At 75.1% G+C, this 11,671-nt stretch carries 9 protein-coding genes; 5 read left to right on the forward strand and 4 right to left on the reverse strand.

Going from position 1 to position 11,671, the window contains the following annotated elements; all coding sequences use genetic code 11:
• Positions 1–30: 30 nt before the first annotated feature.
• Positions 31–708, reverse strand: a complete 678-nt coding sequence (locus IE251_RS15460) for a hypothetical protein (protein ID WP_189753519.1) — start codon at positions 706–708, stop codon at positions 31–33.
• A gap of 239 nt (positions 709–947) precedes the next feature.
• Between IE251_RS15460 and IE251_RS15465 the strand changes: the two genes are divergently transcribed.
• Positions 948–1,625, forward strand: coding sequence for a 4Fe-4S single cluster domain-containing protein (locus tag IE251_RS15465; protein ID WP_189753520.1), 678 nt, complete (start codon positions 948–950; stop codon positions 1,623–1,625).
• On the opposite strand, the gene IE251_RS15470 is transcribed toward IE251_RS15465, so the two are convergent.
• A complete protein-coding gene (locus IE251_RS15470; protein ID WP_229896781.1) occupies positions 1,600–2,715 on the reverse strand; it encodes a macro domain-containing protein in 1,116 nt (371 codons plus the stop codon). The genes IE251_RS15465 and IE251_RS15470 overlap by 26 nt on opposite strands.
• A 152-nt stretch (positions 2,716–2,867) precedes the next feature.
• Between IE251_RS15470 and IE251_RS15475 the strand changes: the two genes are divergently transcribed.
• From IE251_RS15475 to IE251_RS41040, 4 genes are all read left to right on the forward strand, one after another.
• A complete protein-coding gene (locus IE251_RS15475; RefSeq protein ID WP_189753522.1) occupies positions 2,868–5,180 on the forward strand; it encodes a serine/threonine protein kinase in 2,313 nt (770 codons plus the stop codon).
• Positions 5,177–6,838, forward strand: a complete 1,662-nt coding sequence (locus tag IE251_RS15480; protein ID WP_189753523.1) for a hypothetical protein — start codon at positions 5,177–5,179, stop codon at positions 6,836–6,838. The genes IE251_RS15475 and IE251_RS15480 overlap by 4 nt, the downstream gene beginning before the upstream one ends.
• A 95-nt stretch (positions 6,839–6,933) precedes the next feature.
• On the forward strand, positions 6,934–8,946 hold the full coding sequence (locus IE251_RS15485; RefSeq protein WP_189753524.1) for an AAA family ATPase: 2,013 nt from the start codon (positions 6,934–6,936) through the stop codon (positions 8,944–8,946).
• Positions 8,921–9,463 (forward strand): FHA domain-containing protein, encoded by a 543-nt coding sequence (locus IE251_RS41040; protein ID WP_229896782.1) that lies wholly within the window; start codon positions 8,921–8,923, stop codon positions 9,461–9,463. The genes IE251_RS15485 and IE251_RS41040 overlap by 26 nt, the downstream gene beginning before the upstream one ends.
• Before the next feature lie 32 nt (positions 9,464–9,495).
• Here the strand turns inward: IE251_RS41040 and IE251_RS15495 are convergent, their stop codons facing one another.
• Together IE251_RS15495 and lplAB are read right to left on the reverse strand one after the other, a co-directional pair.
• Complete coding sequence (locus IE251_RS15495) at positions 9,496–10,161, reverse strand: hypothetical protein (protein ID WP_189753525.1); 666 nt, start codon at positions 10,159–10,161, stop codon at positions 9,496–9,498.
• 196 nt (positions 10,162–10,357) lie between these two features.
• Positions 10,358–11,422: a lipoate-protein ligase LplAB gene (gene lplAB, locus IE251_RS15500; RefSeq protein ID WP_189753526.1), complete on the reverse strand. Its 1,065-nt coding sequence runs from the start codon at positions 11,420–11,422 to the stop codon at positions 10,358–10,360.
• Between the last annotated feature and the right edge of the window lie 249 nt (positions 11,423–11,671).

Consider the following 11,671-nt stretch of genomic DNA (forward strand, 5'->3'; position numbering starts at 1 on the left):
GGCGGCGGACGGGGAGCGGAGCGGGCGGGGTCATCCCTGGCCGGCACCGCTCGGGGCGCCGTCGTACGCCGCCTGGTGGTCGAGGATGTGCAGCGCCCGCGCCACGGCCGACGCGGCGGCGGCGTTGCCCCCGGCGTACCAGCGGTCGGTGAGCAGGCTGTCGTCGATGTGGTCCCAGGTGCGGTCCAGGGTGATCTCGCCGGGCAGCCAGTCGGCGGGCCGCGCACCGGCGGCCAGGCCGGCCGCCTGGCCGCCGGCCCACGCGGCGTCCCAGTAGCAGGCGATCAACTGGTTGGCCTCGTCGGCGAGTTGCTGGGCCTGCTGGCGGCATTCGGCGGCGGCCGAGCGCCACTCGCCGACCATCCGCCCGAACCGGGCGAGCGCGGCCGGCGCCGGCTCGCCGCGCACCTGGTACTGGTTCACCACCCGGACCGACTCCGCCTCGATCCGGACGCGCAGGGCGCGGTGCGCCCGCAGGGTGCGGGAGCGCAGCCGCGCGGTGCCGCGCCGTACCTGGGCGTGCAGGCCCAGGATGTAGGGCGGGAGGCCGGCGGTGGCATCGGCCGGCTGCTGACCCGGTGTCGCTTTCCGCGGGAATTCCCGCAGCCCGGCCGCGTCCCTGCGGCCGTGCCACCGGGCGCGCGCGGAGGACAGCAACCCGGCATTCAGTCGTCGGACCCGGACGTTTATTCGAGTCTTGCTGATCATTTTCGAATATCCCCCATTCGTCGCGGGCGGTCCGGGTGGGAAGGCGCCGCGATGGGGAGAGGCTAGCGGAGCAAAACCCTTGGCGGGACCGGCCGTTCGCGGAAAACCGATCATTCTCGCCGGGGTTCCGGAAAACAACCGGATCCCGCCCGGCGGAGAGCCGGACGAGGGGGCTTCCGGCAATTGCGGGCGCCCCCCGGACCGCTGGATACTCCAAGCCGGTACGAGGAGGAGAAGCCGTGGAATTACGCCTCGACGGGACGCACTACCCGTTGGAAACGCTCGGCCCGGGAAAACGGCTCGGCGTCTGGTTCCAGGGCTGCTCGCTGGCCTGCGCCGGCTGCATGTCCCGGCACACCTGGGACCCGGCGGAGGGAGAGTTCGCCACGGTCGCCGAGGTGCTCGGGCTGTGGCGCCGGGCGCTCGCCGACGGCGCGGACGGCCTCACGGTCAGCGGGGGCGAGCCCCTGCAGCAGGCGGAGGCGCTCGCCGCACTCCTCACCGGCGCGGCACGGCTGCGCGACGGGGCCCGGCGGCACGAGGGGAGCGCCGGGCCCCGCCCGCCCGACCTGCTGGTGTACACGGGGTACGAGCCCGGGGAGCTGACGCCCGGCCGGCGCCGCGCCCTCGGCGGCGCGGACGCCGTGATCACCGGCCGGTTCCGGGTGGCCGAACCCACCCGGCTGGCCTGGCGCGGCTCGGCCAACCAGCGGATCCACCCGCTGACCCCGCTCGGCGCCGCCCGCTACGCCCCGTACCTCACCCGGGAATCCCCCGGTCCCCGCTTGCAGCCCGCGGCCGGCCCGGACGGCGCGCTGCGCCTCTACGGCGTCCCCCTGCGCGGCGAACTCACCGCGCTGGAAAGACGGTTGAGGCAGGACGGGGTGGCCCTCACGGACCGGAGCTGGCGGCCGTGAGCAGCCGGGCGTGGCTCTCCTCCGGGGTGACCAGCAGCACCGACCAGGACGGATCCCGGCGCAGCTCCTCGCGGACCGCGTCGAGCAGCCGCCGGGCCACCGTCTCCACGGGCAGTCCGCCCCGGCCGGAACCCAGCAGCGGAAAACAGATCGAGGACATCGGCAGAGAGAGGAACTCGCTTTCGTGGCGGGCAAGTTCGAAGGACCTGCGCACCGCCTCGCCGAGCACGGCGGGGGACACGTGATAGCGGTCGCCGTCCCCGACCGGGGTGGCGATCGCCGCGTGGTGGATGCGCCGTACCCCCTGGGCGGCCAGGGCGCCGGAGGAGGTGGCGACGACCGTGCCCGGCCGCACCGGCATGCCCGTCCTGCCGTGCGTCCGCAGCCACACGCCCAGTTCCCGGGACAGCACGTCGTCCACGATCTCGCCCTGGGCGTCCCGCAGGGCGGCGGCCCGGCGCAGCGCGCCGGAGACCGTGGGGCGGAACGTCTTGGACATCTCCAGGTAGGTGTTCTCCGAGGACACCAGGATGTCCACGTCCCGCACGTCCTCGATCGGGCACACCCGCACGGTGATCCCGGCGCCCGGGCGCGCCGGACGGGCCACCGCGGGCACCGCGCGCACCACGGAGTCCCCGGCCGGCTCCCGTACGGCATCCGACGGTTGGCCCGACGCCTGGCGGGCGACGGTCAGCACCGCCGCCGCCAGTTCGGCGACGACATCGTGCTCCTGGCTCTTGCGGAACCGCTCGGTGGTCACGCCGTAGACGGCCGCCGCGGCCTTGCGCCGGTCGGTGCCGGGCACCCCCCGGCGCGCCGGGAAGATCCCGAACGAGTGCGCGGCGGCGCGGGCCAGCGGATCGCTGGAGTCGTCGTCCCGCACCGGACGCCCGCCGGCCAGCCGCCGTACCGCCGCGCCCAACAGCTCCTCGATGCCGGTCTGTTCGTCCTCCGGTCCGGCGCACAGCCCCGCCGCGACCGCCGCCTGGCGCAGCGCGTCCCTGGTGCAGTGGCGCAGCCCGGGCAGGCCGCGCCGCCTCAGTTCCCTGAGTTCGGCCACGAGGCTCTCGTGCGAGGGCAGGGGGTGCATGCTGCGCATGGTAGCCCCGGGCGGGGATCCGCTGAAGATCCGGGAAACCCCCTGTCACCCGCCCGGGGCCGGGATGTCCTGGTCCCCCCGCGGCCCCCGCACCGCACCACCGCCCCCCGGCGCACCCGGGGCGTCTCCCGGAAGGCCGCACGATGACGACCACGCCGCCCACCCGATTCGTCGACCCCGCCGACGGGGGCTTCACCGACGCCCGCCTCACCGAGACCCGCCCGGTCCTCGCCGAGGTGCCCCGCGACCTGGCGGACCGCTTCCCGCTCGTCGCCGTGCTCTCCGCCGCGCGGCGGCCCGCCGAGGCCGTCGTCCTGCGCGTCCGCGACCTGACGGCCCGGCACGGCCCGGCGGAGATACCCCTGGTCCTCAAGTGGTACCACCGGCTGCACGCCCCGGACCCGGCCGTCGAACACGAGCTGCGGGAACTCGGCGCCCTCCCGGCCCCCCACCTGGAACGGCTCCTGGAGACCGGCGAGGCGCACGGCCACCCCTGGCACCTGTACTGGTCGCACGGCGAGGAGACCCTGGAGAGGTACCACCGGGACCACCCCGAGGGCCTGCCCCCCGACGCCGTACGGGACCTGGTGGGCCAGCTGCACGACGCCGTCACCGCGCTGCACCGGCGCGGCGTCGTCCACCGGGACATCACCCCGGACAACATCATGGTGCAGACCCGCCGCGGCGACACGGCCGACCTCGTCCTCGTGGACTTCGGCGCCGCCGTCCACCGGCCCGACGAGGAGCTGGAACCCCGGACCGACTGGCGCGGCAAGCCCCTCTACCTCGCACCGGAGGCCGGACTGCTCCGGCAGACCGTCTCCGAGGCCGGCGACTGGTGGTCGCTCGGCATGGTCGTCGCCCAGCTCGCCCTGGGCCGGCACCCCATCGAGTTCCGCCGGGACGAGGACGTCCTCGCGGAGATCGCCACCCACGACCCCGACGTCTCCGGGATCGCCCACCGCGGGACCCGGCTGCTCTGCGAGGGCCTGCTCACCCGGGCCCCCGAACACCGCTGGCAGGCACCGCAGGTACGGGACTGGCTGGACGGCCGGGAACCCTACGTCCACCCGCGCACCGGCGGCCGGATCTTCGCCGACGACCCCACGCGCCCGGCGATCCGCCCCTTCCCGTTCATGGGCCAGGAGTTCACCGGGACCGAGTCGCTCGCCCTGCACCTGGACCAGAACCACGTCTCCGCGGCCCGCATGCTTTCCGACGACGCCGACCGGGCCCGGCTGACCGAGTGGCTGGAGCAGTTCCGCACCCTCGGCGGGCGCGGCGAGGAGGAACTGGCCCGGCTCGACGAGCTGAGCGGGGAACTGGCCCGGCCGCCGGCCCCCGAGACCCTCGCCCGGCTGCTGAACTGGCTCGGCCCCGGCCTCGACGTCACCTGGCACGGGGCCCGGCTGGACGCGCCGGCCATGCGCCGGCTGTGCCAGGGCGCCCGGGACGGAAACGCCGACGCGGTCACGCTGCTGCGGCACCTGGCGGACCACCCCGGCGTCATGACCGAACTCGCCCGGCGGCCCGGCGGCCAGGGACTGGACGACACGGCCACCGCCTGGGCCCGCCTGCGCGCCCGGTGGGAGCCCACCGTCCGGGAGATCGCCCGGGACCGCCAGGACCGGGCGGCCCTGCGCCACACGGCCGCCGTGGACGCCTGGCTGCTGCAACTGGCCCGCGAACCGGACCGCACCCGGCGCCTGCTCACCGGACTGCTGCTGCGCCTGCGCGCCGAACTGCCCGAACCCGTGCCCTGGTTCGACGCGCTGCTCGCCGCGCAGGACGACGACCCCCGCCTCGTCGCCGCCGTCCGGCTCGGCGCCCGGGCCGGGCAGGAGGCACAGCGGCGCAGGGCCCGGCGCGTCCAGGAGGAACGGGAACTGCTGCTCGCCGCCGACCAGGACGGACTCACCGCCGTACTGCGGCGGATGGACCGCCTGCCCACCCTCGGCTGGGCGCTGTTCGGCGGCATCGCCGCCACCGCCCCCTGGACCTTCGTCATCGGCCTCGCGGACGTCCTGGGCCGCGCCTCCCAGGAAGCGGTCGTCACGGCCTGGCTTCAGGCGCTGCCCGCCGCCGCGGTCGTCTTCACGGCGGAACTGTGGACCGCCGTTTATATCGGGCCACCCTTCTACCATCCCCACCGCTCGCTGGCCGGCCTGCTGATCCGCGGCGCGGACCGCCCCGGCCGGCTGGCCCGCACCCGGGCCGGCCGCTGGGCCGGGGCGGCGCTGCTCGTCCTCGCCGTGTTCCTCGGGTTCTACGCCATCGCCGCCGCGCCCTGGCTGTGGCCGCTCGCCTCGGCCGGCGCCGTCGTCGTGTGGAGCGTCCACCGCTGCCGGACCTGGCGGCGCCGACGGCGCGGTCTCCGGGCCCGCCAGGAGGCGAACCGCGCCGGCCGGCCGTGGCGGACCCGGACGACGACCGACTCGACAGGAGAACCGGCATGAGCTCGGGTTACGCCCTGCCCGACATCCACATGGTGGCACCCGCCGTGCACTTCCCGCCGCCCCCGCCGCCCCTGGACGCCCAGGCGCTGCCGCACACCGGCATGCTCCACCTGCACGACGCGGCCGGGCAGGCCTCGGGCCACCTCACCGACGCCGCCGGGCAGGCGGCCGGCCATCTCACCGACGCCGCCGGACACGCCGCCCACCAGGCCGCGGACGCGGCGCTCCAGGTGCTCGGCTCGCTCAGCGGCGTCCTGCTCGTCGGACGCGCCGCCCTGCTCGGCACCCGGCTGCTGGCCGCCGGGGCGGTCCGGGCCGCCGAGGAACAGCGCTGCCTGGAACGGCGGCAGCGGATCGCGGCCACGGCCGCCGAGCAGTGGGAGGCCGCCGCCTTCGCCGCCGTACGGGTCAACGCCCGCCGCCACGCCCTGCTGGCCCGGGTGGCGCGCGCCCGGGCCCTCGGCGGCCCGCCCGGCCCCCCGCCCCACCCCGACGTACCGCCGCCGCTGACCCCCGTCGGCGCCCGGCTCGCCGACCTGCGGCAGGAACTGGCCCGCGCCGAAGAGGCCCTGCACAGCGCGGAGAAGACACAGGCCGCGTGGGAACAGCGGCGCCTCGCCGCCCGGTGCCGGCTGGACGAGGACCACGACGACGACTGGCAGCTCGCCCTGCGCGAGAGCCGCGAGCACGCGCTGCGCCGCTTCTCCGAAGGACGCACCGCCGAAGCCGAGGCGGGCGGGCCGCCCCACGCGCCCGACGAGCGCCCGGAACCGCCCTCCGACGTCCGGGAGGTACGCCGCACCGGGGCGCGGATCCTCGGCGCACTCGACCCGTACGCCGCCCCCGAGGCGGCCGACCTCGCCGCGCAGGCCGTCCGGGACGCCGTACGCCGTGCCGCCGAGGACCCCCGCCGGTCCCGTATCCACCTCACCGAGGCACGCAAGTTCGTCCGCGACGCCAACCGGCAGGCGCGCGAGATGCGCGAGGCGCAGGAACGCGCCGCCCTGCACCACGACTTCCTCGTCTACGAGACCCCCGAGGGCGCCGAGGACCTCACCCCGGCACCGGACGCCGTGGCCCTGCTGCGGCGCACCCTGGACGACGGCGTCCCGCTCAGCCCGGCCGAACGGGAGCTGGTCGAACGCCGGGTCACCGAACGGGAGCGTGCCCTGGCGGCCCTCTACGTCCAGGAGCGGTGCACCGACGCCGTCGCCGAGCTGACCAGGAGGGTCGGCGGCCGGGCCGGACTGGGCCGGGGCGCGGGACAGGAGCTACGACTCGACTGGACACCGCCGGGCTGGGCCCCCGGGCACTGGCTCCGGGCCACCGTGCTCGACGGCCGGCTGAGCGTGGCGACCATGTACCGGGACGGTCCGGGCGAGCGGACACCGCAGCAGCGCGCCCTGGACGACGAACGCTGCGCCGAGACCCGGACGCACCTCACCGAACTGCAAGGGATCACCGAAGCACTCGGCCTGGAAGTGGAGTTCACGGTCGAACACACCCAAGGGGCACTGCCCGGGGTGCAGGGGGAGAACGCCCTGACGCTCGACGAGCTGACCGACGAGGTGGAAAAGCTCGCGGACACGTACTCGGACGTGATGCCGCGGCCTCAGAAGCAGCGCCACGCGGACGGCGGGAACCGCCGTCCGGGCTGACTCCGGGGGCACGCACCACCGGCGGGGCGCCTTGAGCCCACCGCCGCGGCCATGGCCGGCGCGCGGCCCGCGACAGCGCGCATCGGGGAGGAACGATGGACCTGTCCAAGGAAGACCGGCTGCCGCCCTTCGTGGAGGAGCTGACCGGAACACTCGGGGTGCACGCGCAGTACGTCCTGCACGGCAACATCCGTGATCTGCACCTGGTGCGCCGGCGCGGCCGGGACCGGTTCCACCCGCTGCTCGACGTGCTGTGGAACCCGCTGCGGCAGCGGGGGTACGAGGCGCTGGTGGTGTGCGACCAGGTCAGCGGCTTCGGCGTGGCCCAGGCCGGGGCGGGCGACGTCCAGGCGGCCGTGGCCGAACTCCTGCATGGAGCCGGGGACTTCCCCGGCCAGACGGCGCCGCGCCGCCAGGCCGTGCTCGATCAGCTGCGGAACATCACCGACGGATGGGCGCGGCAGCGGACCGAGGCGCCGCGCGACGGCCGCCGGCTGCCGCCGCTGCGGGTCGCCCTGGTGATCGACCACGCCTCCCGGCTGCTCACCGACCCCGCCCGGCCGAGCCCCGACGAACGGGACTTCTTCCTCGCCTGCCTCAAACTCGCCCACGAGGCACGGCCGTTGCCGCCCCGGGCCGGCCCCGGCGGCGTGCCGCAGGGCCCCGGCCTGTTCAATCCGGTGATCTGGCTCGCCGAGGGCGAGCGGGACGTCCCCGCCTGGCTGCTCTCCGGCAGCGAGCGGATCCGCGCCATCGCCGTCCCCGAGCCGGACGCGGACGAACGCACCACGATGGCCCGCCTCCTGCACCAGGTCTACGAGCGGTACCCCGGACACGGCACCCGCGACGACGACGCCGAGTCCGGCGGCACGGACGCCGGCGAGACCTCCCGCGCGGTCGGCGCCTTCGCCCGCGCGGCGACCGGGATGAGCCTGCGGGCCATGGAGGAGAGCGTGCGGCTCGCCCGCTCCCGCGGTCTGCCGTTCGCCGCCATGCCCGACGCCGTACGGATCTACCGGCTGGGCGTGGAGAAGAACCCCTGGGGCCGCGACGAGATCCGGCAGCGGATCCTGCGCGGCGAGGACCCGGAGGACGAACGGTCCATCCCCCGCCGGGTCCTGGGCCAGGAGGCGGCCGTGGCACGGACCCTGGACATCCTCAAGCGTGCCGCGCTGGGGCTGTCCGGGGCACAGGCCACCAGCCCCGGGCACCGGCCGCGCGGTGTGCTGTTCTTCGCCGGCCCGACCGGCACCGGAAAGACGGAACTGGCGAAGGCCGTGGCCTCCGTGCTGTTCGACAGCGACCAGGCGTATCTCCGGTTCGACATGAGCGAGTTCTCGGCCGCGCACTCCGCGGACCGGCTCGTCGGGGCGCCCCCGGGCTACGTCGGCTACGAGGCGGGCGGCGAACTGACCTCCGCCGTACGGGAGAACCCCTTCCGCGTCATCCTCTTCGACGAGATCGAGAAGGCCGACAAGGGCATCCTCGACAAGTTCCTCCAGGTGCTGGAGGACGGCCGGCTCACCGACGGGCAGGGCGTCACCACCTACTTCAGCGAGTGCGTGCTCATCTTCACCTCCAACCTCGGTGTGCAGCGCACCGATCCGGAGACCGGGGAACGCGAGTGGATCGTGGCGCCCGGCACGCCGTACAAGGAGCTGGAGGCCACCGTCCGGGACAACGTCAAGAAGCACTTCGAGCAGGTCATCGGCCGGCCGGAGCTGATGAACCGGATCGGCGGCAACGTCGTCGTCTTCGACTTCATCTCCGACGACGTCGCCGAGCGGATCTTCGACCTCCAGGTCCGCAACATCCAGCGGCAGCTGGCCCACGGGCACCGGCTGGTCCTCAGGATCGAGGACAAGGCCCGGCGGGAACTGCTGGAGTACTGCACCCGGGACAAGTGGAACGGCGGCCGGGGCATCGGCATGGTGCTGGAGACCCATCTGATCAACCCGCTGGCCCGGGAGCTGTTCGCCGCGTCCGACCTCGGACCGGGCACCACCGTCGTGGTGACCGAGGTGCGCGAGGCCGAGAGCGGACGGGTGGACACCAAGGTCGTCGTGCGGAAGGGAGACGCCGTTGACGGAGGAAAGCGTCTGGGATGACGACGACTGGCAGCCCGTGGACGGCGTCACGCTCCCCGACACCCCGCCCCCGCCCCCGTCCCCGCGCCTCGGCGAGCGGTGCCCGCGCTGCGCCACGGTCGTCCCGGCCGGTACGGACCGATGTCCGAGCTGTCTCACCGTGCTGGGCGCGGGTCCCCGTCCCCAGCGGCTGGCCGGCGGGGTGCTGCGGCTGGTGTTCCGGGCCGGCGGCGGCCATCTCGACGTACCGCGCGGCGGGGAGGTGCGGCTGGGCCGCAGCGGCGACTGGGCCCCCGAGGCGTCGGCGCTCCTGGCGGACGAGGAGACGGTGTCGGCCCGGCACGCCACCGTCGTGCACACCGCCGAGGGCGCGGCCTGGGTGACCGAGGTCGCGCGGGGCGCCACCAACGGCACCCGGGTCAACGACCGCGTCCTGGTGCCCGGCCGGGCCGTCCGCCTGCGCAACGGCGACCGGATCGAACTGGGCCCCAGGGCCGGCTTCGAGGTCCGCGGGGTCCAGGAGGAGCCGGCGGACTGAGCGGTGGCGGCCGGCGGGGCTCGGCCGCGGGTTCAGCCCCGGCCGTCGCCCAGCGCGGCCACCGCGGACTTCGCCGCCTTGATGGCGCCCTTGTTGATCTCGTCCGTGGCCGGCGCCTCGCGGGTCTCGAAGTCGCTGCCGCTGTAGGTGACGACGACGAGGGCGTTGGCGGCGCGGACCAGCACCACGCCCTCGCGGGTCTGCTGCTTGTCCTCCGTGGTGAGGCCGACGACGGAGTACGCGGTGTCGCCGAGCCCCGGCACGGCCCCGCCGCCGCTCTTCTCCGCGACCCGCTGCTCGTACTCCTTCTCCGCCTCCTGGTCCGACTCGCCGATCTCGAACGACACGTCGAGCCAGCGGTAGTCGTAGCCGTGGAGCGCGTTCCAGGAGCAGGTGCGGCGCAGCTTGGTGTCCGTGGAGGGGATCTCCTTGCCGGCCGGCCCGGCGCCGGGCACCAGGGACTTCAGGGTGGCGGCGGGGACGGCGGGGCAGGGGGCGGGCGCGGTGGTGTACGTGGGTGCCGCCGCGGTGGCGGACGGTGTCGTGGCGGAGGTTCCGGCGGGCGAGGTGCGGGCCGTCTGGTGCCCGGCGGCGGGCGGGGCGGCGGGGCCGGAGGACAGCAGCCAGCCGGCGCAGGCGAGCACCGCGACCGGTGACAGACGCGCGGTGAGGGTGAGCGGCAGGGGGAGGGGACGCACGGGCACACTTCTCGTGGGGGAGAGGGGTGGAGGGGTCCGCGGGGCGGACGGGGTACGACAGTGTCACATGACTGCCTGTGGCGCGGAAGTGCCGGCGCGGTGCGTACCCACCCGGTCACGGGCCACGGTCATGACGTACTGGTTTACCCGTGATGTGCCCCGCTTGCGCCCCCTCCGGGGCTCGCGACCGCCGGAGTCACGGCACGCGCGCCGTCCACTCCGGGGAACCGAACTTCGTGCGGACCAGTTCCTCCGCCCGGGCCAGCTCCTCGTCGGTGACCTCGCCGTCGGCCAGGCCGTAGCGCGCGCGGAAGGACTCGATCATCCGCTCGATGACGGCCTCGCGCGGCAGCCCCGTCTGCCGGCGCAGCGGATCGACCCGCTTCTTCGCGCTCTTCGTGCCCTTGTCGGACAGCTTCTCCCGCCCGATCCGCAGCACCTCGACCATCTTGTCGGCGTCGATGTCGTACGACATCGTCACGTGGTGCAGCACGGCACCCGGGCCCCCGCCGGGCCCGACCATCCGCTTCTGCGCCGCGCCCGCGATCTTGCCCTGGTCGGTGGCGATGTCGTTCAGCGGCTGGTACCAGGCCCGGATGCCCAGGTCCCCGAGGGCGCCCAGCACCCAGTCGTCCAGATAGGCGTAGCTGTCCTGGAAGGACAGGCCCTGCACGAGGGAGTCGGGCACCGACAGCGAGTAGGTGATCGTGTTGCCGGGCTCGACGAACATCGCGCCGCCGCCGGAGATCCGCCGCACCACCTCGACGCCGTGCCGGGCGGCGCCCTCCGGGTCGACCTCGTTGCGCAGCGACTGGAAGCTGCCGATGATCACCGCCGGGGAGCCCCACTCCCACACCCGCAGCGTCGGCGGCCGGCGGCCCGCGGCCACCTCGGCGGTCAGCACCTCGTCCAGCGCCATGTGCAGGGCCGGCGGCTGCGGGGCCTCGTGGATCAGCTGCCAGTCGTAGTCGGTCCAGTCCGTGGCGCGCGCGAGCGCCCGGCGCACCGCGATCCCCACGCCCTCCGAGGTCAGGCCGTACATCACGGTCCCCGCCGGAAGCGCCGCGTCGATACGCGCGGCCAGCCCCGCCGCTTCGGTGTCCGCGGGAGCGCCCTCCAGGGCACCGTTCACCGCGTCCAGCGCCTCGTCCGGCTCCAGGAAGAAGTCGCCCGCCACGCGCACGTGCCGCAGCACGCCGTCCTCGACGTCCACGTCCACGACGACGAGCTTGCCGCCGGGAACCTTGTACTCACCGTGCACTGCCTTGGCCTTTCGTTCCTGTCGCCGGGGATCAACGTCCGGCCCGTCCGGAGTGTTCCCGCGAGACGGTCCGCACGTCCCCGGTGACGGCATCGGTGCGGGTGCCGTTCGGGATGCCGCGGACAGCAGGTTGCTGAAACTGCTCGAGGCAGTGGTGGCCACGGGTGAAGGGATGCGGCGCGGACCGCGCCCGGACCGCGTAGCCGGCCGTGCGGCGGGGCAGCTTCCGGTCACGACAGCTGTACCCGG

The sequence above is a fragment of the Streptomyces eurythermus genome (genome assembly GCF_014649115.1).
In the GTDB taxonomy this organism is placed as follows: domain Bacteria; phylum Actinomycetota; class Actinomycetes; order Streptomycetales; family Streptomycetaceae; genus Streptomyces; species Streptomyces eurythermus.

Coding starts and splice junctions, on each gene's coding strand:
- IE251_RS15470 (WP_229896781.1), bottom strand. CDS start 2,715: ATGCACCCCCTGCCCTCGCACGAGAGCCTCGTGGCCGAACTCAGGGAA.
- IE251_RS15460 (WP_189753519.1), bottom strand. CDS start 708: ATGATCAGCAAGACTCGAATAAACGTCCGGGTCCGACGACTGAATGCC.
- IE251_RS15485 (WP_189753524.1), top strand. CDS start 6,934: ATGGACCTGTCCAAGGAAGACCGGCTGCCGCCCTTCGTGGAGGAGCTG.
- IE251_RS15475 (WP_189753522.1), top strand. CDS start 2,868: ATGACGACCACGCCGCCCACCCGATTCGTCGACCCCGCCGACGGGGGC.
- IE251_RS15480 (WP_189753523.1), top strand. CDS start 5,177: ATGAGCTCGGGTTACGCCCTGCCCGACATCCACATGGTGGCACCCGCC.